Raw genomic sequence first — 23,246 nt, 5'->3', positions numbered from 1 at the left:
AGAGAACGCCGATGAACGCTAAACCAACGATCCTCGTGGTCGACGACATCCCGGACAATATCGATCTGCTGTGCGCCGTGCTGGAAGACGACTACCGCACCAAGATCGCCGTCAACGGCGAGCGCGCCCTGAAGATCGCCAACGGCGAATCCAAGCCGGACCTGATCCTGCTGGACGTGATGATGCCGGGGATGAGTGGCTACGACGTGTGCAAGGCGCTCAAGGCCAATCCCGCCACGCGCGACATTCCGATCATCTTCGTCACCGCCATGAGCGAGACGGTGGACGAGCAGCTCGGCCTGAGCCTGGGCGCGGCGGACTACATCACCAAGCCGATCTCCGCGCCCATCGTGCAGGCGCGCATCAAGACCCAGTTGTCGATGAAGCGGGTGCACGACTTCCTGCGCGACCAGAACAACTTCCTCGAAACCGAAATCGAAAAGCGCACGCGCGAAATCGTCGCGCTGCAGGACGTGACCATCCACACCATGGCCTCGCTGGCCGAAACGCGCGACAGCGAAACCGGCAACCATATCCGCCGCACCGCGCATTACGTGAAGACGCTGGCGGAAAAGCTGCGCACCAATCCGCGCTTCAGTGCCTTCCTGACCGATAAGAACATCGAGCTGTTGTTCAAGTCCGCGCCGCTGCACGACATCGGCAAGGTCGGCATCCCGGACCGCATCCTGCTCAAGCCCGGCCGCTTCGAGGGCAACGAGTTCGAGATCATGAAAACCCACACCACGCTGGGCCGCGACGCGATCCGCCAGGCCGAGCGCGAGCTGGGGCTGGAGGTGGACTTCCTCAAGTTCGCCAAGGAGATCGCCTACGGCCACCAGGAGAAATGGGACGGCAGCGGCTATCCCGAGGGCCTGAGCGGCGACGACATCCCGATCTCCGCGCGCTTGATGGCGGTGGCCGACGTGTACGACGCGCTGATCAGCCGCCGCGTCTACAAGGCCGGCATGTCGCACGAGGCGGCGGTGGCCATCATCGCCGAGGGACGCGGCAAGCACTTCGATCCCGACATGGTCGACGCCTTCATGGAGCTGCAGCAGGACTTCATCGATATCGCCAAGCGCTACGCGGACTCCGACCACGACATGGAAAAGAACCGCGAGAAGATCGAGCGCTTTACCGGTTGACCGTCAAGCGGCCAGCAGGGCCAGGCCCTCGGCGGTGTGGTTAGGGTCGACGTCGATGATCTCGGCCTTGACGATGTCGTGGACCACGAACGGGTCCTGGTCGATGCGCGCTTGCAGCGCCTCGGGCGACGGCCCGGCGGCCAGGATGGCGCCGCCCAATCCGGGCCGGATGCTGCCGGCCAGCAGGAAGACGCCGTCGGCTATCCCTTTTTGCAGCCATTCGCGATGGCCCGCCATGTGCGCTGGCGCCTGGCTTTTGTTGGCAGAGAAGCGAAGCAGGACGATGTACATAGGTTTCTCCTTTTGGTTAGGTGTCGAGTGACATGAGCCGGGTCTTCAGTCGTTCCACTTCGCGCTTCACGTAACCGCGCTCGCCGAAAGCGTTCGACAAGGTCGCGACGCCCTGGCTGAACGCCAGTACCTGCAGCGCGAGATCGTCCGCGTTGGTCGCGTGGCCGAGTTCCGTGAACTGCTCCCGCAGCCAATCGCGGAAGACGCGGAAGATATCCACGGCCTGCGCCCGCGAAGGATGGTCCAGCTTCGCGAGCTCGCTGGTCATGGTGCCGACCGGGCAGCCGTAATGCTCGATGTCCGCGCGGTTGGCCACCACGATCTCGACGAAGCGGAACACGCGCTCCAGCGGCGTGGCCGCGCCTTCGGTCCAGCGGGCCAGCATGGCGCGGGTATCCGCCAGGCGTGCCTGGAGGACCGCTTCCAGGATCTCGTCCTTGGTCTTGAAGTGATAGTAGAAATTGCCGCGGGAGATACCCACGGTTTCGGCGATGGAGGCGAACGACGTCCGTTCATACCCCTGTTGGTAGAACAGCCGGTTCGCGGCCTCCACGATTTGTTCGCGCGTCCCCATTCCTGCCCACGTCTCCCGTTGGTTAAGTTGCAGGGAGATTTTAGGACGGTTGTCCTAATGTGCGCAAGATGGATGTTGTAAAAAAGCTTAGCTGACGGTGCGGAAGAAGCGCAGCATCTCGCGGCTGGCGTCCGGGCCTTTGGCGTCGGTGTAGGTGCCGCTGGCGTTACCGCCGAACCAGGCGTGGCCGGCGCCGTGCACCACCCAATGTTCGCCCAGCGGCGTACCGTCCGCCTTGGTGTGCGTGGTTTGCGTGTAGCGGTGGCCGTTCGGCACACTGCCCGACTGCACCGACGGTTTGCCCCGGTGACCGTTCAGGCGCTGTTCGATCACCTGTTCGCCGTTGCGCGGATGGACGGTGGTGTCGCTGTCGCCGTGGAAGACGATGATGGGTTGCGCGCCGTTGCCGGCCTTGTGCGGCGAGTTGACGCCGCGCTTCATGGCCGACAGCGCCGACGGCAGGTCCTGCGCCGAGGCGAACGGCAGCCCCGAATGCACCCCCACCGCCGCGAACAATTCCGGATACAGCGTGCCGACGATCACCGCCATCGCACCGCCCGCCGACAGGCCGGCCACGTACACCTGGCGCTCGTTGACCGGGTATTCGTCGATGATCTGCCGCGCGATGCCGGCGATGATGGATGGTTCGCCCTGGCCGTGCTGCTGGTCGATGGCGTTGAACCAGTTCCAGCAGCGCTGCTGGTTGGCGTTGGGCGTCTGCTCCGGGTAGACCACGAAGCATTCCTTTTCCTCGGCCAGCGCATTCATTTGCGTGCCGACGGCGAAATCGTCCGGGTTCTGGGTGCAGCCGTGCAGCATCACCAGCAGCGGCATGGCCTGGCCGTGATAGCTGGCCGGGATGTACAGCTTGTAGTTGCGGGTGCCGGCGTGGTTGGTGTAGCTGCCCTTGATGAACCGCGCGCCTTCCGGCAGCGCCACTTCCGGCGCCGGATGCATGAAGGCGCCGGCGTCCATGGCGCGGTCGATGTTGGCTTGCAGGTCGATCTGGATGCCCATGCGGTTCAGCATGTCCTGCGCGTATTCGGCGGGATGCGTGGCCGGATTCGGCGTGGCCGGCGCGGACGCCGTCCGCGCGGCGGCTTCGGGCGCGGCTTCCGCCGCTGGCCCGGACGGCGGCGGATTAATGTCGCGCATCGGCGGTTGCGCCGGTGCGGCCGGCCGCAGGGACGGATGTCCGCGCAGGCTGTCCAGCGCCTGTTGAATGGCGGCCGACGCGCTTCGGTTCATCAGCTTTTGCGCGGCCTCGCGCATATGTGAAAACAACGGTAGTTTCATGATGATCCTTTAATGGATGCGTTGGGCCAGCGCGGTTTTGAGCACGGCGCTGGCATGCAGCGATCCCAATACGAAGATAGAGTCGATCGTCGCCAGCGCCAGTTCGACCGAAACGTCGCTGGCGATGCTGGCCAACCCCAGTACCTGGATCTGCAGCCGTTCGCCGGCCGCCTGGATGGCTTCCAGGTCGGCGCGCGAATAGTGCTGCATCCCGAGTACCAGGCTTTTGCGCGCCACCGTCTGTTTGACGACGTCGGCGTGCTGGTTCAACTGATTGCGGATCGCCGTGCGTATCAAATCGGTGCGGTTCGAGTAAAACCCCTCCTGCACCAGCAGATCGATCTGCCCCAGGTCGATGGGACCGAGATTGATCGTGATCTTTTCCGATTCGGCGGTCTTCAGTTTTAATTCTTGCTTTGCCATGAGTCTCCATCCGGTTACCATCTACATGGATGGTAGTATAGACCTGAAAATCACCAAGTCAAGCGTGTTCGCGTCATAATGGCGGCATGAGTGAACCTGCCAACCTGATCCCTCCCGGCGCGCCGGAACTGGCCGTGCCGGTGCCGTCGCCCTGCGTAAGCCTGTGCAAAATGGACGCCGACCGCCTCTATTGCATGGGCTGCATGCGTACCATCCCGGAAATCGTCGCCTGGTCCACGGCCGACGACGACTACAAGCGCGGCGTGTGGGCGGAAATCCGCCGCCGTGAACAATTGATCAACTTCGAGGACGAATGAACGCCCTTCCCGATTCGATTCAGGTTTTTGAGCGGGGTTGGCTGTCGTCCAACAACGTCATGCTGCTGGGCCGCGACGATACGGCCATCATCGACACCGGCTACATGACCCACGCGCCGCAAACGCTGGAGTTGGTGCGCCACGCGCTGCGCGGACGGCACCTGGACCAGATCATCAACACCCATCTGCATTCCGACCATTGCGGCGGCAATGCCAGCTTGCAGGCGCACTTCGGCAGCCGCACCTCGATTCCGGTGGCCGAGGCGGACAAGGTGCGGCACTGGGACGTGGAGGCGCTCAGCTTCAAGGCCACCGGCCAGCGCTGCGAGCGATTCACCTTCGACGCCACCGTCGCCCCGGGCGACGTGCTGCGGCTGGCGGACATGGAATGGCAGGCGCTGGGTGCACCCGGCCACGATCCGCATTCGCTGATCTTCTACTGCCCGCAGGAGCGGGTGCTGATCTCGGCGGACGCGCTGTGGGAAAACGGCTTCGGCATCATCTTCCCGGAGCTGGACGGCCAGTCCGGCTTTGCCGAGGAACGCGCCACGCTGGACCTGATCGAAGGGCTGGACGTGCGGCTGGTGATCCCCGGCCACGGCAAGCCGTTCAACGACGTGGCCGGCGCGCTGGCGCGGGCCCGTTCGCGGGTGGACTACCTGGAGGCCGACCCGCTGCGCAACGCGCAGAACGCGCTGAAGGTGCTGCTGAAATTCCTGCTGCTGGAGCGCCAGAGCATTCCGCTGGTGGAGGTGCCGCAGCTGCTGCTGGCGATGCCGGTGTTCGCCAAGGCCAACAGCAACTTCCTGAAGCGGACGCCGGAAGAGGTCGCCACTTGGGCGGCCGGCCAGCTGGTACGCGCCGGCGCGGCCCGTGTCGAGGGTGAGCACTTACTTAATGTGTAGACGCCAGGCAAGTGTAGAGGAAGTCGCCTAGTTTCGGCACGGTCGTACTATTTTCGATCTATAATCGATTTTCCTCAACTTACCGACAGCGAGTGCGCCATGGCCCTGCCAGCAGTCTTGCAAAACCTTACCCTTCCCGTCATTGCATCCCCGATGTTCATCGCCAGCGGCCCGGCCCTGGTCGCGGCGCAGTGCAAGGCCGGCATCGTCGGCTCCTTCCCGGCGCTGAACGCGCGTCCCGCGGAAATGCTGGACGTGTGGCTGACCGATTTGCAAAAAGAGCTGGCCGACTTCCAGGCCGCCAATCCGGACAAGCGCGTCGGCCCGATCGCCGTCAACCAGATCGTGCACCAGTCGAACGACCGCCTGGCGCATGACGTGGAAGTCTGCGTCAAGCACCAGATCCCGATCATCATCTCGTCGCTGCGCGCGCCGCCGAAGGAGATGCTGGACGCGATCCACAGCTACGGCGGCATCGTCATGCACGACGTGATCTCGATCCGCCACGCCGAGAAGGCGCTGGAGGCGGGCGTCGATGGCCTGATCCTGGTGGCCAGCGGCGCCGGCGGCCATGCCGGCACGCTGTCGCCGTTCGCGCTGGTGGGCGAGGTGCGCAAATTCTTCAAGGGTCCGATCGCGCTGTCCGGCTCCATCGCGACCGGCGACGCGATCCTGGCGGCGCAGGCCATGGGCGCGGACTTCGCGTACATCGGCTCGCGCTGGCTGGCGACGCAGGAATCGAACGTCAGCGATGGTTATCGCGAGGCGATCGTGGAATCGTCGGCGGCGGACATCGTGTACTCGAACCTGTTCACCGGCGTGCATGGCAACTACCTGAAGAAATCCATCGTCGCCGCCGGCCTGGATCCGGACGCGCTGCCGCAGGCCGACAAGAGCTCGATGAACTTCGGCTCCAGCAGCGCCAAGGCCTGGCGCGACATCTGGGGCGCAGGCCAGGGCGTGGGCCTGATGGACGACGTGCCGACCACCGCCGAGATGGTGGCGCGCCTGAAGCGCGAGTACGACGCGGCCCGCGCACGCCTGGCGCTGTGATTACTGCTTGACCTCCAGGCTGCCGCGCGCAGCCTGTTTGCCGCGCACCCAGACGGTATCGATGCTGTCGTAGGCGCGGATATCGTCCAGCGGCGACATCTTCATCAGCACCAGGTTGGCGACCTTGCCCGCTTCGATGGTGCCGACCTGCGCGTCGATCCTGAAGGTGCGGGCGTTGTTGATGGTCGCCGCCTTGAACAGCTGCGCCAGCGACAGGCCGGCGTTGTGCAGGTCCTGCATCTCCAGGTAGCCGTTCAGGCCGGGGATGTTGCCGTAGGTCGGCGAGGATGGCGTGTCGGTGCCGAACACGAAGTTGGCGTCCTTGCCGGCCAGGTAGGCCACCACTTGCCGCTGGCGGCGCAGCGGCGCCTCCATGCCTTTTAAAACCGCAGCGTCGGTTTCATCTTCCGCGATCTCCTGCCGGAACCACTGGCCTTCGGGCGTCTTGAGCCAGGCCAGCATCGCCGGCGGCAGCAGCTTGGCCAGCGCCGGATTGTTCAGATAGGCCGGTTCGAAGTAGGCGTTCAGACCATGCAGCACCTGCATCGTCGCCTGGTAGCCGATCTTGCGCTCGGCGATCGTGTCCAGCAGCCGCTTGATTTCGGCCGGCAGCTCCTTCTGCTTGTCCAGTTCTCCCCAGTGCCACATGCCGTGCGCCAGCACGTCGACGCCGCCGTTGACGGCGAAGGTCTGCGCCTCGAACGAGTTGCCGTGGGTGACCAGCACCAGGCCGTCCTTGCTGGCGGCCGAGCGCACGTCCGCGTACACGGCGGGGCTCATCACCGGCAGGTTGTGCATGGTGCCGAAGCCGTGTTCGAAGTGGGTCTTGACGCAGATGGCGCCGTCGGCCTTGACCCGCGCCACGCCCTTGGCCGGGGTGTAGTCCTCCGGCTTGAATTTGGCCGGGATCTTGTCTGCCTGCGCCGGGTCGTAGATAAAGTTGGAGAACATCTCGAAGCGCGTCTCCGGCGGCGCGTAGGACGAGGGATAGCCGTTGGCGAACACCAGCGGCGCGCCGCAGTCGTAGACGTCCGGGTGCAGCGGCGTGGCCTTCACGCGGTCGATGAACTCGCGGCTGCCGGCGGCCAGGTCGATCACCGTGGTGTAGCCGTAGTAGAGGAAGGAGCGCGGCATCTGCGCGAAGTACTCGGCGGCCATGGTCTTTTTCTGGTCGGCTTGTTCGAAGCTCATGCCGGGGACGGAGTACAGGTGGACGTGCGAGTCGATGAGGCCAGGCGTGAGGTACTGGCCCTTGCCGTCGATGCGGCGGGCGCCGGCCGGCGCCTTTTTGCCGGCGCCGCGCTCGACGCGGACAATGCGCTCGTCTTCGATCAGGACACTGCCGGTTTCAATGCGGTCCAGCTTTTCCGGCGACACCAGCTTGACGTTGGTGATCCAGGTCTTCTGCCCGGCCGCGCAGGCCTGGGCGCAGAGGAGCAGGGAAAGGCTGGCGAGAATGCGGGTGGTTTTCATGCGTGGCTCCGTGTTGTGAGGAGTCCAGTGTGCCGCCGCAACCGGCGTTTTGCGTCCCAAATGATGATCTGGCACCTGCTACGCAGGCGTTTTGGCCTGGTCGCGGAACTCGCCCGGCGTCATGCCGGTCTGTTTTTTAAATGCGCGGTTCATCGCGCTTTTGCTGTTAAATCCGGCCAGTATCGACAGGTCGAGGATGCTGGCGTTGGCCTGTTCGGGGTCGTGCAGGGCCAGTTTCAGCGCGTCCACGCGGTGGCGGTTCAGGAAATCGGCGAAATTGCCGCCGCAGTTTTCGTTGATCAGCTGGGACAGTTCGTGCGGCGTCATCGCCACCTGCGCGGCCAGGTCTTCCAGCTTCAACTCGCCGTTGCGGTAGGGCTGGTCCTGCGCCATGCAGTCGGTCAGGCGGGCGAGAAAGGCATCGCGGTCGCCTGTGGACAACTGCTTGCTGGCGTAGCGCTGTTTGGCGGGGGCGGGCGGCGGCAGCGCGCGCGGACGATAACCTAGCGGCAGCCGCATCGCCGTGATGGCGGTCGCGAACACGAACACCATCAGCGAGATGCCGTCCATCGCATCGGCGGACAGCGGCGTTTCCACGTCCAGCATCGCCATCGCCAGCGCGACGACGCTCAGCACAGCGCTGACCAGCCATGCGCGCATCAGGCGCCGCAGGTCGCGCACCAGGTCCGATTCGTCCGGCACGCGGCGCACCAGCAGGAAGGTGGCGCGGATGTAGGCCAGCAGGATCGCCAGCTTGACCAGTCCCGCCACGGTCATGTACCACGGCCAGCCGTCCCAGTGGTGCATCCACGCCAGCTTCTCCTCGGCCGAGCGCAGGTAGAACGGCGTCATCGCCAGCGTGGCGGCGGCGAAGGGCGCAAAGTGCAGCAGCGCGCGGCGGCCCAGCGGCTGGTCCGACAGCATCGCGTGCAGGTAGAGATATTGAAGCGGCCCGACGGCCAGGCCGAGCGTGACGATGGCCAGCGCGCTGTGCGGATACTGCTGATACAGGTGATTGAGGCCCAGCCAGTTATGGCCGATGATGGCCGCGAACACCAGCAGCAGCGCGGACAGCAGCCGGTTAGCGGTACGCATCTCCGGCTGGCGCACGCTGAGCAGCGACGCCGCCATCAGGAAGGCCTGGCCTATCGCCAGCAGGAACAGCCACGAAAGTATCAGACCGCTGAAGGTGGCGGTATCCGTTGATGTGCTCATTGTGAACCGCCATCCTGTAGCTCTATTCGTTGAATCCAAGCCTTGATCGTCGAGGTGCCATCAACCTTGGCGTTGCCGCAGAAATTATTCTGTTTGCCATACAGGCAAAAGTTTAATTCCCGCGTGCGGTCGGCGAGGGGGGACTGCACAGCGTCGATTAGCGACATGTGTCCCTTGGCGTTCTTCGCACGAATGGACTGAACTTTTACCTCCGGAGCCGGATTTTCAAATCCGGTCGGCGCCGATTTTGGCAGGCAGCTGAAGTTCAGGCGCAGGGACTCCGGCGACGCGCCTTCGAATTTTATGACACACGCGGGACTGTCCGGGTCGAAGTTGGGGATGGTCAGTTCATTCGATTGAACAGGCTCCGCCCGCAGGCAACCGCAGACCTCGACGCCCATCAGCAGCACCACCAAACAGGTTTTTCTCATTGCTGGCCACTTCCCTGACAGAGCCCTACGAGGATGAAAGCAATTATACTAATTCTAATCTTATCAATTGGTGAACTTCGTTCGATGAAAAAAATCCGTGTTTTGACGATGGTGCTGGCGCTGGCCGGCGCCCATGCTTATGCCACCGTGCTGCCCAACGAGGCGGCCCAGCCGCTGGTGCAGGAGGGGGAGGTGCTGACCGCGCAGGGCAAGTTCCAGGAGGCGCTGAACAAGTTTTCGGCGGCGGCCAAGGCCGATCCGGCGGCATCGATGCCGCTGTCGCATATCGCACATGTGTTGATGGTGGCGTCGCTGAACGCCGATGGCGCCAACGCCGCCAAGCTGCGGCAGCAGTCGGAGGGCGCCGTGCGTCAGGCGCTCAAGCTGGATTCCTCCGACCCGTTGGCGCAGGAAGTGCTGCGCCGCCTGGAGGATGGAAAGAGCGCGCCCCTGCATGAGCCGTCGATGGATGTGCTGAAAGTGGTGCAGGAAGGCGAAGTGCTGTACCACGGGCGCAAGCTCGATGAGGCGCGCGTCAAATACGAGCAGGCCGCGAAGATGGACCCGCGGTATTCCTCGGTGCTGGTCTTCATCGGCGATACCTACTACGTGCAGGAGAATATGCCGGAAGCGGAGGCCTGGTTCCGCAAGGCGGCCGAGCTGGAGCCGTTGAACGGCCAGGCGTGGCGCTTCCTGTCCGATGCGCTGGCCAAGCAGGGCAAGCGCACCGCCGCCGAAGCCGCGCTGTTGAGCGGTATCGCCGCGCAGCCCAGCCAGCGCCCCACCTGGGACAAGCTGGCCTCCCTGCGCAGCGCACAAGGCTATCCGCTGACGGCCCTGCAGATGAAGCGCAAGGCCAGCGCCGTCATGGACCCGGCGACCGGCAAGTTCACCATCAATCTGGACCCGGCGCTCAGGGGGCCGGAGCAAAAGAGTTCCGACAGCGGGGTATGGCTGATGCTCGCCGCCACCGAGTCGGGCCTGCGCGGCAGGAACCGCGCAGACAAGGTGGCCGACAGGCCGTTCGCCATCGAGCTGGCGTCGTGGGAGGGTGCGATGAAGGTGGCGGACGAACTAGCCGCCAACGGCAACGGCGAAGTCACCGATCCCAACTTGAAGACCATGCACATGCTGGCCAAGGCCGGCCAGCTGGAGACCGCGCTGATGCTGTTGCAGTACAAGGAGTCCTGGCGCCCCGAGTTCGAGGCGTGGAAGCGCGAACACCCGGATGGCATCCGCAAATTCGTCGACGCATACGGCCTGCGGCCGTAAGGCTTAGTTCTCGGTCTGGATGGCCCACAGGCCTGGCAGGTTGCGCCAGTAGCCGTAGGCGTCCATGCCGAAGCCCACCACGAAGCGGTTGGGGATGGTGATACCGACGATGTCCGCCTTGACCGGCTTGGCCTTGCCGATCGCCTTGTCGGCGAAGACGGCCAGCACCACTTCGGCCGCGCCCATGTCCAGCAGGCGCTGTTTGACGTGGGCCAGCGTTTCGCCTTCGTCCAGGATGTCGTCGAGCACGATGACCACGCGGCCGGCCACGTTCGAACGCGGCACCACTTTCCACACCACTTGTCCGCCCTGGTCGTCGTCGCCGTAGCGGCTGACGTGGATGTAGTCGAATTCGAGCGGGAAGGTCAGCTGCGGCAGCAGGTTGCCGGTGAAGACCACCGCGCCGCCCATCACGCCCAGCACCAGCGGGAAAGCGTCGCTGTCCGGCTGGTTGAAACGGGTATTGAGGGTCTCGGCCATCGCGGTGACGGCGTGGTCGACGTCTGCCTTGGTGAACAGCTCTTCCGCGTTTTCCAGCAGGGCGCGGGCGCGGTTGTGGTGGAAGTCTTGCATGGTCTTCTTCGGCTTCTAAAAACGGGTGGTAAGTTCGCTATTATCCGCCATATCCCGCTGCACCGCATGCCGTTGGTTTTCCGCCACAACCGGTTACTTGTAATCGCGGATGTCGTCGATCACCTTGCCGTCGTTGGGCAGGCTGCCGATGGCGGCGAACCGCACCTCGCCCCGCAATTTGGTCAGGTCGCGTATCGATTCGGTGATGGCGACCGCGCTGCTGGCGCTGGACGGATCGGCCACCTCGCAATGCAGCGTCATCACGTCGTGCGCCATCTGGCCCGACACCACCAGCCGCGCCTTGACGATCTCGGGATGGCGGCGGGTGACGTCGTGCACCTGCGACGGATGCACGAACATGGCGCGCACCTTGGTGGTCTGGTCGGCGCGGCCCATCCAGCCCTTGATGCGGGTGTTGGTGCGGCCGCAGGGCGACGGTGGCACGTCGGTCAGGATCGCGGACAGGTCGCCGGTGGCGAAGCGTATCAGCGGATAGTCGGAATTGAAGAGGGTGACCACCACCTCGCCGATTTCACCGTCCGGCACGGGGTCGCCGGTGCCGGGGCGGACGATTTCCAGTATCAGGTCCTCGTCCAGCACCATGCCGGGATCGCGCGTGCCGCCGCTCTGGGTTTCATACGCGATGCTGCCGATATCGGCCGACGCGTAGCATTGCAGCACGTGCGGCACGCCATGCTCGACGAACCAGTTGCGCAGCGATTCGGGCAGCGCCTCGGCGGACATCAAGGCCTGCCTGATGCTGCTGATGTCCGCGCCCAGCTCCTGTGCCTTCTCGATGATGATCTTCAGGAAGGACGGCGTGCCGATGTAGGTATCGGGCCGCAGGTGGCTGATGGCCTGCACTTGCAATTCGGTCTGGCCGGCGCCGGCCGGTATCACGGCGCAGCCGATGCGCGCGGCGCCGCCTTCGACCATGAACGCCGCCGGCGTGAAGTGATACGAGAAGCAGTTCTGCAGCAGGCCGCCGGCGCGCACGCCGGCCGCGTACATCGGCCTGGCGAAACGCCACCAGTCCTGGCCGCGTCCCTCGGGATCGAAGATCGGGCCGGGCGACATGAACACCCGCGACAGCTGGCCCACCGGCGTGGTATTGAGGCCGCCGAACGGCGCCTGTTGTTTCTGCAATCCGTGCAGGTCGGACTTGCGCGTCACCGGCAGCGTGGCCAGCGCGGCGCGGCTGTTGATGTCGGCGGCGTTCACATCGTGCAGGATGCGCGACCAGCCGGCGGCCGCCTTGGCACGCGCGACGAGTTGCGGCAGGCGTGACATCAGCTCGCGCTCGCGTTGTTCGGGCGAACGCGCTTCCAGACTGTCGAGTGTATCGGCCATGGTTGTTTATCCTTGTATCTCGCGTTGCAGCTTCTTGGTCAGTTTGCCGAACACCAGTTCATAGGAACGCGTCAGCAGCTCTTTGGCTTCGGCGTCGCTGAGGGTTTTCAAATCTTCGACGCGCACCCACTTCGCGCGCGCCAGGTAGGGTGCGGGGATGATGCCGGGGCGGTCGGTCAGTTCCAGGAAGCGGTCGTCCTCCACCTTGAAGCTGATGGCCTTGGCCTTGTCATCCAGTTCGGTGACGGCGAACATTTTCGTCCCGACGGAGAACACGAGGTCCGCGCCCCACTTGGTGTCCTCTGTCGCGCCGGGGAAGGTGCGGCACAGGGCCTTGGCCTGCTTGATGTTCATGTCCCCTGTTCCTCAGGCCAGCCAGCGTTTGCGGCGGCGGTAAAACTTCATGTCGCGGAAGCTCTTGCGGCCGGCGCCGGAAACGCCGAGGTAGAACTCCTTGACGTCTTCATTGCTGGCCAGCTCGGAGGCCGCGCCCTCCATCACCACGCGGCCGTTCTCCAGGATGTAGCCGAAGTCCGCGTAGCGCAGCGCGATGCTGGTGTTCTGCTCGGCCAGCAGGAAGGAGACGTTCTCCTTGCTGTTCAAGTCCTTGACGATGCCGAATATCTCGTCGACGATCTGCGGCGCGATGCCCATCGACGGCTCGTCCAGCAGGATCATCGACGGCTTGGCCATCAGCGCGCGGCCGATGGCGCACATCTGCTGCTCGCCGCCGGAGGTGTAGCCGGCCTGGCTGGCGCGCCGCTCGCGCAGGCGCGGGAAGTAGTGGTAGACCTTCTCCAGCGATTCCTTCAGCTCCCCCCGCGATGCGCTGCGGGTGTAGGCGCCGGTGAGCAGGTTCTCTTCGATGGTCAGGTGGCCGAAGCAGTGGCGCCCCTCCATCACCTGCGACAGGCCGCGCCGCACCAGCTCATTGGGCGTGAGCTGGTCGATGCGTTCGCCCTTGAACTGGACTTCGCCTTTGGTGACGTCGCCCCGTTCGCCGCGCAGCAGCGTGGAGATGGTTTTCAACGTCGTGGACTTGCCGGCGCCGTTGGCGCCCAGCAGGGCCACGATCTTCCCCTGCGGGACTTGCAGGGACACGCCCTTGAGCACCAGGATCACGTGGTCGTAGATCACCTCCACGTTGTTCACGGACAGGTAGGGCGCCGCCGCCGGAGCGGCCGCTGTGCTGGCGGCGGCGATCATTTTGCGCAGGCCGGCGTGATTTTTTTCTCGGCCGCGTAGGCTGCGGAGCTATCCTCCAGCAGCTTGCGGGTCAGCGCCTTGTCGCCGACGATCCAGTTCGGCGTGATGGCGTTCCACTTCTTGCCGTCCCATTGCTGGACCTTGACCGCGCCCGAGCCTTCATGGTCGTCGCAGCTGGTCTTCACCGGCGGCAGCATGCCCAGGGCGCCGATGGCTTTCTGGCGCGCCTCGTCCACGTTCAGGTGTTCCAGGCCCCAGCGCATTTGCTCGCCGTTGACCGGTTTTCCCTTGCCGAATTTTTCCTGCGCGGTACGCATCGCCTCCACCCACAGGATGGCCGCGCTGACGCCGCGCATGTGATACACGGAGCCGATGCGGGTGCGGTCGGCCAGGTTGCCCTTGCCGGCGTCGTAGAGTTTTTTATGGATATCGTCCATCACCGGGTAGTTGCCCGGGGTGTTGAAGGTCATCGCGCTGTAGCCTTTGGCGGCGTCGCCGGCCGGCACGGTGTCTTCTTCGGAGCCGGCCCACCACACGCCCAGGATCTTCTCGCGCGGGATGCCGTTGCGCTGTGCGGTCTTGATGGCGACCGCGTTCATCGAGCCCCAGCCCCACAGGATCACGTGGTCGGGATTGGCCTGGCGGATCTGCAGCCACTGCGATTGCTGCTCCGTGCCCGGCGGCGTGACGGGAACCTTGACCAGGTCGAAGCCATACTGCTTGGACAAGGCCTCCAGCACCGGCAAGGGTTCCTTGCCGAACGCGGAGTCGTGGTACAGGTAGGCGATCTTCTTGCCTTTCAGCTTGGCCATGCCGCCGTCCTTGTCGCCGAGGTATTTGACCATCGCGGCGGCCTGATTCCAGTAGCTGGTAATCAGCGGGAACACGTAGGGGAAGACCTTGCCGTTGGCGGCGTCCGAACGGCCGTAGCCGATCATGGTCATCGGGATTTTATCGACGGCCAAACGATCCAGCACGCCGTAGGCCACGCCGGTGGACAGCGGCTCGACCAGCGTGGCGCCGCCGTTCTTGGTCTTCAGGCGCTCGTAGCATTCGACGCCGCGCGAAGGGTTGTATTCGGTCTCGCACTCTTCCCACGAGATCTTCACGCCGTTCACGCCACCGGCCAGGTTGACCAGGTTGAAGTAGTCGATGATGCCGCCGTAGAAGCCGGAACCGCCCGCCGCATAAGGGCCTACGCGGTACGAGGGCAGGGCGACGTATTGGTCCTGGGCCCATGCGGGAATGGATGCCGCCAGTGTGAGTCCAAGTACCAGGGATGCGATGCGTTTCATTGTCTTCTCCTCCAGGTTATTGTTGTTTGCGTTCAGTGCGGGAATGGCCACAGACGCAGTTTCTCTTTACCGATTTGCCATAAACGCGCCAGACCGTGGGGTTCCACGATCAGGAAAAATACGATCAATGCACCGAACACCATCAGCTCCAGGTTGGAGGCCACGCTGGTCGGCAGCGCCAGGCCGTGCGCGAAGATGTTCAGGAACACCGGCAGCAGCACGATGAAGGCCGCGCCGAGGAAGGAGCCGAGCACCGAACCGACGCCGCCGATGATCACCATGAACAGGATGCGGAACGACAGGTCGAGGTTATAGGCTTCCGGTTCCACCGTGCCGAGGTAGGCATACGCATACAGCGCGCCGGCCACGCCGCAGTAGAAGGAGCTGACGGCGAAGGCCAGCAGCTTGGTGCGCATCAGGCGGAAGCCGATCACTTCGGCCGCCACGTCCATGTCGCGCACCGCCATCCACGAGCGGCCCACGTTGGAGCGGATCATGTTCTTGGCCAGCAGCGCCATCACGGCCACCACGCCCAGCACCAGCAGGTATTTGCGGCCCGGCGTGTCGAACTGGTAGCCGAGGATGGCGATCTTCTGCGCGGTGATCACGCCGGAGGTGCTGTAGTTGGTCAGGTAGGGGATCTTGGTGAGGCACCACACCACGAAGAACTGCGTGGCCAGCGTGGACGCGGCCAGGTAGAAGCCGCGTATCCGCAGCGACGGCAGGCCGAAGGCGATGCCGACCATCGCCGCGCTCAAGCCGCCCAGCACGAAGGCCAGCAGCACCGGCAGTCCAGGCAGGCGCGCCAGGAAGTTGTACGAGGCGAAGGCGCCGACCGCCATGAAGGCGGCGGTGCCCAGCGACAGCTGGCCTGCGTAGCCGGTGAGGATGTTCAGTCCTAGCGCGGCCAGCGAGAAGATCAGGAAGGGGATCAGGATCGCCGACAAGGTGTATGGCGATGCGAACAGCGGCACCACCACGATCGCCACCGCCAGCAGCGCGAACAGCGCGATGCGGTCCTGCAGGATGGGGAAGATCTGGCTGTCGGCCTGATAGCTGGTTTTGAATTGTCCTGCTTCGCGGTAGAGCATGATGGCCTCTCAGATTCTGCGGATGATTTTTTCGCCGAACAGGCCTTCCGGCCGCACCAGCAGGAACAACAGCGCCAGCACGTACGGGAACCAGCCTTCGATGCCGCCGCCGACCAGCGGGCCGATATACACCTCGGCCATCTTCTCGGAGGCGCCGATGATCAGGCCACCGACAATCGCGCCCGGCATCGACGTGAAGCCGCCGAGGATTAGCACCGGCAGCGCCTTCAGCGCGACGAAGGTCAGCGCGAACTGCACGCCGTTGCGGGCGCCCCACAGCAGGCCGGCCACCAGCGCGACCAACCCGGCCACCGCCCACAGCACCGCCCAGATGCGCTGCAGCGGAATGCCGACGGCCAGCGCGGCCTGGTGGTCGTCCGCCACCGCGCGCAGGGCGCGGCCTACCTTGGTCTTGGAGAACAGCAGGGCCAGCGCCGTCACCAGCAGGCCGCAGACGGCGGCCGCCATGATGTCGAACTGCGAGACCAGGATGTTAAATTTGTTCATCAGGTATTCGGACGGCACGTCCTCGATCGGCAGTTCCAGCTTGTGCACCTGCGAGCCCCATATCAGCTGCGCCAGGCCTTCGATGAAGAACGCCAGGCCGATGGTGGCCATGAACAGCGTGATCTCCGGCTGGTTCACCAAAGGCCGTAGCACCACGCGCTCGATCGCCATGCCGAGCAGGATCATGACCACGATGGTCAGCGGTATCGCCACCCACAGCGACACGCCGAATTTGTCGACGAAGCCGACGCAGGTGAGCGCGGCGAAGAACACCATCGCGCCCTGGGCGAAGTTGAAAACGCCGGAGGCCTTGTAGATCAGCACAAAGCCGATCGCCACCAGCGCGTACATCACGCCGGACAGCAGGCCGCCGATCAGCACCTCAAAGAAGAAGTTAACGTTCATTCGTGGGCCTTTCCGAGGTAGGCGTTGATCACGTCCTGGTTGCAGCGGATGTCGTCGGGTGTGCCGTCGCCGATCTTCTTGCCGTAGTCGAGCACCACCACGCGGTCCGAGATGTCCATCACCACGCCCATGTCATGCTCGATCAGCACGATGGTGGTTCCGAATTGGTCGTTCACGTCGAGGATGAAGCGGCACATGTCCTGCTTCTCTTCCACGTTCATGCCGGCCATCGGTTCGTCCAGCAGCAGGATATCCGGTTCGGCGGCCAGCGCGCGGCCCAGCTCCACGCGCTTTTGCAGGCCGTAGGGCAGGCGGCCCACCGGCGTCTTGCGAATCGCCTGGATCTCCAGGAAGTCGATGATCTCCTCGGCCTTGACGCGGTGGGCGATTTCCTCGCGCCGCGCCGGGCCCCAGTACAGCGCCTGCATCAGGAAGTTGGACTTCATCTTCAGGTTACGGCCGGTCATGATGTTGTCGAGGACCGTCATGCCCTTGAACAGCGCGATGTTCTGGAAGGTGCGGGCGATGCCGGATTTGGCGGCGGCGTGGCAGTCCATGTTCTTGCGATGCTCGCCGCGGTAGATGATCTCCCCCAGCTGCGGGCGGTACACGCCGTTGATCACGTTGAGCATCGAGCTTTTGCCGGCGCCGTTTGGGCCGATGATGGCGCGGATCTCGTGCTGCTTCACGTCGAAGGAGATGTCGGTCAGCGCCTTCACGCCGCCGAACGACAGCGAGATGTTCTTCAGGTCGAGGATCACCGGGCCGATCTTGCGGCGGCCGGGATCGGCGTCCGCCCCGAAGTGGGTGTCTGGTTCGTTCATTTGCATGGTGGCTTCCTCTGTCATGCCGCTGCCTGGATGGCAGGGAAGGTCTTGCAGGACTCGATCTTCAGGTCCGCCGCCACCAGCCCTGTACGGCCGTCCTCGAACTTGACCTGCGTTTCAATGTACTGCGATTGCTTGCCGCTGTAGAGTGCATCGATCAGCACCGCGTATTTCTCTGCGATGAACTTGCGGCGCACCTTGCGCGTGCGGGTCAGCTCATCGTCGTCCGGGTCGAGCTCCTTGTGCAGCACCAGGTAGCGGTGGATCTGCGTGTCGCTCATCATCGGCTCGGACGCCAGGTCGGCGTTGACCTGCTCGATGCAGTCGCGCACCAGGCCATACACCTGCGGGTGCGCGGCCAGGTCGGTGTAGCCGGAATAGGCGATGCTGCGGCGTTCGGCCCAGTTGCCCACGGCTTCCATGTCGATATTGATGAAGGCGCAGACCTCGTCGCGCTTGTCGCCGAACACCACCGCCTCTTTGATGAAGGGGAAGAACTTGAGTTTGTTCTCCACGTAGTTGGGCGCGAAGATGGCGCCGCTGTTCATCCTGCCTACATCCGCCGCACGGTCGATGATCTTCAGGTGGCCTTCGTGGTCGAACAGGCCGGCGTCGCCGGTGTGGAAGTAGCCTTCGGCGTCGATCGCTTCGCTGGTGGCGTCGGGGCGCTTGTAATAACAGTCCATCAATGTTGGCGACCTGACCAGCACTTCGCCGTTGTCGGCCAGCTTGACCTCGACGCCGGGCGCCGGCAGGCCGACGCTGTCGAACTTGATCTGGCCGTCCGGCTGCAGGCAGATGTAGGCGCAGGTTTCGGTGGAACCGTAGAACTGCTTCAGGTTGACGCCGATGGAGCGGTAGAAGCGGAACAGGTCCGGCCCGATCGCGGCGCCGGCCGTGTAGGCGACCCGCACGCGTGACATTCCGAGCACATTCTTCAGCGGGCCGTAAACCAGAACCTGACCTATCGCATAAGCGATGCGGTCCGACAGCGGCACCGGCTTGCCATCCAAAATGGCGGCGCCGCTGCGGCGGGCCACCGCCATGAAGTGATGGAACATGCGGCGCTTGATGGCGCCTGCGTCCTCCATCCGTATCATCACGGTGGTGAGCATGTTCTCGAACACGCGCGGCGGGGCGAAGTAATAAGTAGGGCCGATTTCGCGCATGTCGGTCATGACGGTGTCGCCGGATTCGGGGCAGTTGACAGTGAAGCCGGCCGTCATCGCCTGTGCGAAGGAGAACAGGCAGTCGCCCACCCAGGCCATCGGCAGGTAGGACAGGATGTCCTCGGCGTCGGTGAGGTGCTCGAAACCGACGCCGCCGGTGCCGGCCGCGATCAGCGCGGAGTGGGTCTGGCACACGCCTTTGGGCTTGCCGGTGGTGCCGGAGGTGTACAGGATGATGGCGTTGTCGCCGCCCTGGCCGGCCTTGACGGCGTTGTCGAACATGCCGGGATTGGCCTTGTCCCAGGCGCGGCCGATCTCCTGCAGGCGGGCGAAGGACAGCAGGCCTTGCTGGCGATAGTGGCGCATGCCGCGTTCATCGTCGTAGGCGACGTGCTCGATGTGCGGGTACAGGCTTTGCAATTCCATCAACTTGTCGACCTGTTCCTGGTCTTCGACGATGGCGTAGCGGATCTCGGCGTTTTCCAGCACATAGGCCATGTCGGCGGCCGGGGCGTCCTGGTACAGTGGCACGGGCACGCCGCCCAGGCACTGCGCGGCCAGCATCGACCAGTAGAGGCGGGGGCGGTTGTCGCCGATGATGGCCAGGTTCATGCCGCGCTGGAAGCCGATGGCGGCCAGGCCGCAGGCCAGCGCCCGCACTTCGTCGTTGACCTGGGCCCAAGTCCAGCTCTGCCAGATGCCCAGGTATTTTTCCCTGAAAGCGGGTTTCCCTGGACGGAGCTGGCCATGGGCCAGCAGCCAGCGCGGGAACGTGTCGTTCTGTGTATGCACCAGTGTCTCCTGTTGCTATTTGCTCGTACTTGTTAAACTTCTGATACGGCAGCCTTTTTATGTGATGATAGTAGCTTGCCGCCGACAGTCAGGTTGTCTTTTCGGCGACATTTGACTGAACTTTCCATGGTGCGTTGCAATAATGCCTAATCAACATCAAATTACCCTCAAGGACGCATTGCGTACGGCGATCTGGGCCCAGGGCCTGACGCCGGAACAAATGGCGCGCGTAGAGGCCGAGACCTTTGAAACCTTTGTCCCGAAGGGCGGTTATGTTTGCCGCAAGGGGGAAATGGTGGAGCATTGGCTGGGTATTATCGAGGGCATGGTGAAGATGACCAATTTCTCGGCGGCGGGTAAAAGCGTGTCATTTACCGGCGTACCGCCGGGGGGCTGGTTCAGTGAGGGTTCGCTTTTAAAAAGGGAGCACCTTAAATACGATGCGATGGCTTTACGCGATAGCCGTATTGCGCGCATGCCGCTTTCTACTTTTCATTGGCTGTTGGAAACCAGTTTGCCATTTACGCGGTTTTTATTAATGCAGCTGAATGAGCGCTTGGGACAGTTTATCGGGATGGTGGAAAATGACCGCTTATTAAATCCCGATACCCGCGTGGCGCGTTGTCTGGTTTCCATGTTTAATTCCCATCTTTATCCGGGATTGGAGAAACTGGTGCAAATATCGCAGGAGGAATTAGGCCTGCTGTCCGGCGCCTCGCGCCAGCGCGCCAATCAGGCGTTGCAGCTGCTGGAAAAACAAGGCTTATTAAGTCTTGATTACGGCGGCATCCGCATACTCGATCTCGAAGGCCTGCGCCGCTACGAGGCCTGAGTCCTATTTCTTGGAACGATGAAATCCCGATCAGGGACGTTTTGCCCTCAAAACATGCTAAATTTTAGCGTGTTTGAGCCAAAATCCAGCGCGGGAAGGGCGGATTTGCGTCATGCGCACGAATCGTGCGGCTGCTAAATGCCGCGTCGTCGTCGATGACCATGAAAGTGAAGGGAAATATCGGGAGCACGCGTTATGCGAATAAAGCGGCGATTGGATCGTTATGCTGCATTACGCTGTTTTTCTAACCAGCGATCGTACATTTCCTGCATGGCAAGCCAACTTTCTGGTGAACTTCCCAGTGCGGTTGCCAAGCGTTGAGCCATTGAAGCGGTCACTCTTCCACGACCGCTTAAAATACGACTTAACGTTGACGCGCGACGCCCAGTTTCGCGGCACATCGCCGGCCGCTGATTTTTTGTGGCCGCAGATATACTTCCAGGATGAATTCACCGGGATGAAGAGGATTATGCATGTCCATTAATCCTCCAGGTCTGTCCAAGGCTGTATCTCAGCATAATTTCACGCTTCGAAAAACCGCCGCTGAAACGAGGCCATAATTCTCACTATAGCTTTCGGAGCACTGTGGAACAAGCAGAGCAATTAAAGCATTTCGCATGCTTGGCTAAGTGATGGCAGATCCAAACCTGCGCCCCTGGCAATCGGAGTATCATAGCGACAAGCTATGCCGCATCGGCGGCACACCGGAATCGACTCATGCATACTCCAGATACCTCCCCGATCGTCGAGCGCCTTGCGCTGTTGCGCGCGGCAATGCGCCGCCAGAATATCGACGCGCTGATCGTGCCGTCCGCCGATCCCCACTTGTCCGAATATCTGCCGATGCGCTGGCAGGGCCGTGAATGGCTGTCGGGATTTACCGGCTCGGTTGGTACTTTTATTGTCACGCCGGAATTCGCCGGCGTCTGGACCGACGCCCGTTACTGGACCCAGGCCGAGCAGCAACTGGCCGGCACCGGCATCGCGCTAATGAAGCTGACCTCCGGCGCCAGCGTCCAATACGTTGACTGGTTGGCAACGACCCTGCAACCAGGCCAGACGGCGGCGGTCGACGGCGCGGTGCTCGGCCTGTCCATCGCCCGCCTGCTGGAACAGGCGCTGAAAGCGAAAAACGTCACCCTGTGCACCGATCTGGACCTGCTGGACGAAGTCTGGACCGGCCGTCCATCGCTGCCCGAAGCGCCGGTTTACGAACACCTGCCACCGTTCGCATCGCAGACCCGCGCCGAAAAGCTTGTCAATTTGCGCACAACGATGCGGCAACTGGGCGCCCAGCACCACCTGATTTCGACGCTGGACGATATCGCCTACCTGTTCAACCTGCGCGGCGCCGACGTCAATTTCAACCCGATCTTCCTGTCGCACGCGCTGGTCGGGCCGGAGCGCGCCACCTTGTTTGTCGCCGACGGCAAGGTCTCGCCCGCGCTGCGCGCCACGCTGGCGGAGGACGGCGTCGACGTCGCGCCGTATGAATCGGCCGCCGCCGCATTGGCCGCGCTGCCCGCCGACAGCACGCTGCTGATCGATCCGCGCCGCGTCACCTACGGCACGCGCCAGTGGGTGCCGGCCACGGTCCGCGTGATCGAGGCGATCAACCCGACCACCTTCGCCAAATCCAAAAAGAGCGAGGCCGATGCCGCCCACGTGCGCGCCGCCATGGAGCAGGACGGCGCCGCCCTATGCGAATTCTTCACCTGGCTGGACCAGACGCTGGCCGATCCCCGCCGCGCCCCGCTGACCGAGCTGGCCATCGACCGCGAGATCACGGCGGCCCGCGCGCGCCGTCCCGGCTTCGTCAGCCCCAGCTTCGCCACCATCGCCGGCTTCCGCTCCAACGGCGCGATCATGCATTACCGCGCCACCGAAGCGCAGCATTCCATCATCGAAGGCGACGGCCTGCTGCTGATCGACTCCGGCGGCCAGTATTTGGGCGGCACCACCGACATCACCCGCGTGGTCGGCGTCGGCGCCATCACGGGCGAGCACAGACGCGATTTCACGCTGGTGCTCAAGGGCGTGATCGCCCTGTCCTCGGCGCGCTTCCCGCGCGGGACCAAATCGCCGATGCTCGACGCCATCGCCCGCGCGCCGCTGTGGGCCGAAGGGCTGGACTTCGGTCACGGCACCGGCCACGGCGTCGGCTACTTCCTCAACGTGCACGAAGGCCCGCAGTCGATTTCGCAATCGGCGATGCCGGAGCCGCACACCGCCATGGAGCCAGGCATGATCACATCGATAGAACCGGGGCTGTACCGTCCCGGCCAGTGGGGCATCCGGATCGAGAACCTGGTGCTCAACCGGCCGGCGGGCCAGACCGAATTCGGCGAGTTCCTCGAATTCGAAACGCTGACACTGTGCCCGATCGACACCCGCTGCATCGAACCCTCGCTGCTGCGCGACGACGAGAAACGTTGGCTGAACGACTATCACGCCACGGTGCGCAAGCGTTTGCGCCCGCTGCTGTCTGGCGACGCGCTGGCCTGGCTCGAAACCCGCACGGAGGCGCTATGAGCGGCCGCGCAACCAGGGCCACGACGGCCGTCGACCGCCTCAAGGTCCGCAGCGGGAACGCCAAGTATTCGATGTCGCGCACCGGCAGCGGCCATTTCTTCCTGACCGAAGGCCCCGGCCAGCCGCCGCTGTGCGCCCCGCTGGAGCTGGACGACTTTGTCGCCTTCGTCAACGGTATCTCGCCCGCAGCGCCCAAGCGCGTCAGCAGGCTCGATGTCGCATTTGAAAAGCAGCTCGTTAAAAAAGCGCCCTGAGCGCCATCGCTGAAAGAG

The 23,246-nt window shown here is 63.7% G+C and carries 25 protein-coding genes; 8 read left to right on the top strand and 17 right to left on the bottom strand.

The window, feature by feature from the left end; all coding sequences use genetic code 11:
• The first annotated feature begins 11 nt into the window (after positions 1 to 11).
• A complete protein-coding gene (locus HUX88_RS08935; RefSeq protein ID WP_161085121.1) occupies positions 12 to 1,145 on the top strand; it encodes a two-component system response regulator in 1,134 nt (377 codons plus the stop codon).
• A gap of 3 nt (positions 1,146 to 1,148) precedes the next feature.
• Here HUX88_RS08935 and HUX88_RS08930 read toward each other — a convergent pair whose 3' ends face one another.
• From HUX88_RS08930 to HUX88_RS08915, 4 genes are all read right to left on the bottom strand, one after another.
• Positions 1,149 to 1,436, bottom strand: a complete 288-nt coding sequence (locus HUX88_RS08930) for a YciI family protein (RefSeq protein WP_117012410.1) — start codon at positions 1,434 to 1,436, stop codon at positions 1,149 to 1,151.
• Between the two features lie 16 nt (positions 1,437 to 1,452).
• The gene (locus HUX88_RS08925; protein WP_176361534.1) at positions 1,453 to 2,010 is read right to left on the bottom strand and encodes a TetR/AcrR family transcriptional regulator; all 558 of its coding nucleotides are present in this window, start codon (positions 2,008 to 2,010) and stop codon (positions 1,453 to 1,455) included.
• 87 nt (positions 2,011 to 2,097) lie between these two features.
• A complete protein-coding gene (locus HUX88_RS08920) occupies positions 2,098 to 3,282 on the bottom strand; it encodes a PHB depolymerase family esterase (protein ID WP_176361623.1) in 1,185 nt (394 codons plus the stop codon).
• A 33-nt stretch (positions 3,283 to 3,315) separates the two neighbouring features.
• Complete coding sequence (locus HUX88_RS08915) at positions 3,316 to 3,729, bottom strand: CopG family transcriptional regulator (protein ID WP_117012413.1); 414 nt, start codon at positions 3,727 to 3,729, stop codon at positions 3,316 to 3,318.
• A gap of 86 nt (positions 3,730 to 3,815) precedes the next feature.
• Here HUX88_RS08915 and HUX88_RS08910 point away from each other — a divergent pair, with 86 nt between their 5' ends.
• The 3 genes from HUX88_RS08910 to HUX88_RS08900 all read left to right on the top strand — a co-directional run bounded on the left by HUX88_RS08910 (position 3,816) and on the right by HUX88_RS08900 (position 6,004).
• A complete protein-coding gene (locus HUX88_RS08910) occupies positions 3,816 to 4,046 on the top strand; it encodes a DUF1289 domain-containing protein (RefSeq protein WP_117012414.1) in 231 nt (76 codons plus the stop codon).
• Entirely contained in the window at positions 4,043 to 4,951 is a 909-nt protein-coding gene (locus tag HUX88_RS08905; protein ID WP_176361533.1) for an MBL fold metallo-hydrolase, read from the top strand. The genes HUX88_RS08910 and HUX88_RS08905 overlap by 4 nt, the downstream gene beginning before the upstream one ends.
• A gap of 99 nt (positions 4,952 to 5,050) precedes the next feature.
• A complete protein-coding gene (locus HUX88_RS08900) occupies positions 5,051 to 6,004 on the top strand; it encodes a nitronate monooxygenase family protein (protein WP_117012416.1) in 954 nt (317 codons plus the stop codon).
• On the opposite strand, the gene HUX88_RS08895 is transcribed toward HUX88_RS08900, so the two are convergent.
• The 3 genes from HUX88_RS08895 to HUX88_RS08885 all read right to left on the bottom strand — a co-directional run bounded on the left by HUX88_RS08895 (position 6,005) and on the right by HUX88_RS08885 (position 9,123).
• Entirely contained in the window at positions 6,005 to 7,477 is a 1,473-nt protein-coding gene (locus HUX88_RS08895) for an amidohydrolase family protein (RefSeq protein ID WP_176361532.1), read from the bottom strand. It abuts the gene before it with no gap.
• A 78-nt stretch (positions 7,478 to 7,555) separates the two neighbouring features.
• Positions 7,556 to 8,692, bottom strand: a complete 1,137-nt coding sequence (locus HUX88_RS08890; RefSeq protein WP_176361531.1) for a helix-turn-helix transcriptional regulator — start codon at positions 8,690 to 8,692, stop codon at positions 7,556 to 7,558.
• Positions 8,689 to 9,123 carry a hypothetical protein gene (locus HUX88_RS08885; RefSeq protein ID WP_217916263.1) on the bottom strand — a complete coding sequence of 145 codons (435 nt, stop codon included), beginning with the start codon at positions 9,121 to 9,123 and terminating at the stop codon, positions 8,689 to 8,691. Before HUX88_RS08885 ends, HUX88_RS08890 begins: the two co-directional genes overlap by 4 nt.
• Positions 9,124 to 9,207: 84 nt before the next feature.
• Here HUX88_RS08885 and HUX88_RS08880 point away from each other — a divergent pair, with 84 nt between their 5' ends.
• The gene (locus tag HUX88_RS08880; protein ID WP_176361529.1) at positions 9,208 to 10,395 is read left to right on the top strand and encodes a tetratricopeptide repeat protein; all 1,188 of its coding nucleotides are present in this window, start codon (positions 9,208 to 9,210) and stop codon (positions 10,393 to 10,395) included.
• 3 nt (positions 10,396 to 10,398) lie between these two features.
• On the opposite strand, the gene HUX88_RS08875 is transcribed toward HUX88_RS08880, so the two are convergent.
• From HUX88_RS08875 to HUX88_RS08835, 9 genes are all read right to left on the bottom strand, one after another.
• Entirely contained in the window at positions 10,399 to 10,968 is a 570-nt protein-coding gene (locus tag HUX88_RS08875) for a hypoxanthine-guanine phosphoribosyltransferase (RefSeq protein ID WP_117012423.1), read from the bottom strand.
• A 93-nt stretch (positions 10,969 to 11,061) separates the two neighbouring features.
• A complete protein-coding gene (locus tag HUX88_RS08870; protein ID WP_176361528.1) occupies positions 11,062 to 12,318 on the bottom strand; it encodes a phenylacetate--CoA ligase family protein in 1,257 nt (418 codons plus the stop codon).
• A 6-nt stretch (positions 12,319 to 12,324) separates the two neighbouring features.
• Positions 12,325 to 12,672, bottom strand: coding sequence for an MmcQ/YjbR family DNA-binding protein (locus tag HUX88_RS08865; protein WP_117012425.1), 348 nt, complete (start codon positions 12,670 to 12,672; stop codon positions 12,325 to 12,327).
• Positions 12,673 to 12,684: 12 nt separating this feature from the next.
• Positions 12,685 to 13,524: an ABC transporter ATP-binding protein gene (locus tag HUX88_RS08860; RefSeq protein ID WP_117012426.1), complete on the bottom strand. Its 840-nt coding sequence runs from the start codon at positions 13,522 to 13,524 to the stop codon at positions 12,685 to 12,687.
• On the bottom strand, positions 13,521 to 14,819 hold the full coding sequence (locus HUX88_RS08855; protein WP_176361527.1) for an ABC transporter substrate-binding protein: 1,299 nt from the start codon (positions 14,817 to 14,819) through the stop codon (positions 13,521 to 13,523). The genes HUX88_RS08860 and HUX88_RS08855 overlap by 4 nt, the downstream gene beginning before the upstream one ends.
• Positions 14,820 to 14,851: 32 nt before the next feature.
• Positions 14,852 to 15,910: a branched-chain amino acid ABC transporter permease gene (locus HUX88_RS08850; RefSeq protein ID WP_117012428.1), complete on the bottom strand. Its 1,059-nt coding sequence runs from the start codon at positions 15,908 to 15,910 to the stop codon at positions 14,852 to 14,854.
• Positions 15,911 to 15,919: 9 nt separating this feature from the next.
• Complete coding sequence (locus HUX88_RS08845) at positions 15,920 to 16,822, bottom strand: branched-chain amino acid ABC transporter permease (protein ID WP_176361526.1); 903 nt, start codon at positions 16,820 to 16,822, stop codon at positions 15,920 to 15,922.
• Entirely contained in the window at positions 16,819 to 17,652 is an 834-nt protein-coding gene (locus tag HUX88_RS08840; RefSeq protein WP_176361525.1) for an ABC transporter ATP-binding protein, read from the bottom strand. The genes HUX88_RS08845 and HUX88_RS08840 overlap by 4 nt, the downstream gene beginning before the upstream one ends.
• Positions 17,653 to 17,666: 14 nt before the next feature.
• On the bottom strand, positions 17,667 to 19,613 hold the full coding sequence (locus HUX88_RS08835) for an AMP-binding protein (RefSeq protein WP_217916276.1): 1,947 nt from the start codon (positions 19,611 to 19,613) through the stop codon (positions 17,667 to 17,669).
• Between the two features lie 139 nt (positions 19,614 to 19,752).
• Between HUX88_RS08835 and HUX88_RS08830 the strand changes: the two genes are divergently transcribed.
• Positions 19,753 to 20,442 carry a Crp/Fnr family transcriptional regulator gene (locus HUX88_RS08830; protein ID WP_117012431.1) on the top strand — a complete coding sequence of 230 codons (690 nt, stop codon included), beginning with the start codon at positions 19,753 to 19,755 and terminating at the stop codon, positions 20,440 to 20,442.
• Positions 20,443 to 20,663: 221 nt separating this feature from the next.
• Here the strand turns inward: HUX88_RS08830 and HUX88_RS33250 are convergent, their stop codons facing one another.
• Positions 20,664 to 20,843 carry a HigA family addiction module antitoxin gene (locus tag HUX88_RS33250; protein ID WP_373886767.1) on the bottom strand — a complete coding sequence of 60 codons (180 nt, stop codon included), beginning with the start codon at positions 20,841 to 20,843 and terminating at the stop codon, positions 20,664 to 20,666.
• A gap of 316 nt (positions 20,844 to 21,159) precedes the next feature.
• On the opposite strand from HUX88_RS33250, the gene HUX88_RS08820 reads away from it, so the two are divergent.
• Positions 21,160 to 22,974, top strand: a complete 1,815-nt coding sequence (locus HUX88_RS08820; RefSeq protein ID WP_176361523.1) for an aminopeptidase P family protein — start codon at positions 21,160 to 21,162, stop codon at positions 22,972 to 22,974.
• On the top strand, positions 22,971 to 23,228 hold the full coding sequence (locus HUX88_RS08815; RefSeq protein WP_176361522.1) for a hypothetical protein: 258 nt from the start codon (positions 22,971 to 22,973) through the stop codon (positions 23,226 to 23,228). Before HUX88_RS08820 ends, HUX88_RS08815 begins: the two co-directional genes overlap by 4 nt.
• Positions 23,229 to 23,246: the final 18 nt, after the last annotated feature.

It is taken from the genome of Duganella sp. BJB1802 (assembly GCF_013369445.1).
Classification (GTDB): domain Bacteria; phylum Pseudomonadota; class Gammaproteobacteria; order Burkholderiales; family Burkholderiaceae_D; genus Rugamonas; species Rugamonas vulcania_A.
The sequence above is the reverse complement of the archived record's forward strand: the minus strand, read 5'-3'. Positions and strand labels throughout refer to the sequence as shown.